Below are 640 nucleotides of genomic sequence, written 5' to 3'. Positions count from 1 at the left end.
AGAGATCTTCGACACCGAGATTGTCCCACTTCTCCAGGCGGCTCCCGGCCTGCGGGCCGTTGCCATATTTGAGGAGATGCTTCGCCGGCATTCGGATCTGTCGCCCGGTATCCGGAGGACCCTGGAGCGGCGCATCCGGACATGGCGTGCGCGGCATGGTCAGGACCAGGAAGTCATTTTCCGTCAGACCCACGAGCCCGGCCACATGGGCCTGTCGGACTTCACCGATATGGGCGACCTCGATGTGCCCGTCACGGTCGCCGGCGAGCCGCTCAAACATCTCCTCTATCACTTCCGGTTGGTCTGGTCGGGTTTCGAGCACGCCCATGTCATCCTCGGCGGCGAGAGCTATGTCGCCTTGGCCGAGGGACTGCAGAACGCCCTGTGGGCGGTAGGCGGGGCGCCACGCCTACACCGCAGTGACAGCCTGTCGGCCGCATTCCGCAATCTCGACGCTGACGCCAGAGTTGACCTGACGCGGCGATATGATGCGCTTTGCGAGCATTATGCGATGGAGCCGACGCGCAACAATCGCGGTGTCGCCCATGAGAACGGCGCTATCGAAAGCCCCCACGGCCATCTCAAATATGCCGTGAACGACGCACTGTTGATGCGCGGATCCGGCGACTTCGACGATTTG

General features: G+C 63.0%; 1 protein-coding gene. It reads left to right on the top strand.

The window, feature by feature from the left end; genetic code table 11:
• Positions 1-640, top strand: a 640-nt coding sequence (gene istA / locus KI742_RS23515; RefSeq protein WP_285445321.1) for an IS21 family transposase, incomplete at both ends; no start/stop codon positions are given.

This window comes from Vibrio sp. D417a, from assembly GCF_030248595.1.
In the GTDB taxonomy this organism is placed as follows: domain Bacteria; phylum Pseudomonadota; class Gammaproteobacteria; order Enterobacterales; family Vibrionaceae; genus Vibrio; species Vibrio alginolyticus.
The sequence above is the reverse complement of the archived record's forward strand: the minus strand, read 5'-3'. Positions and strand labels throughout refer to the sequence as shown.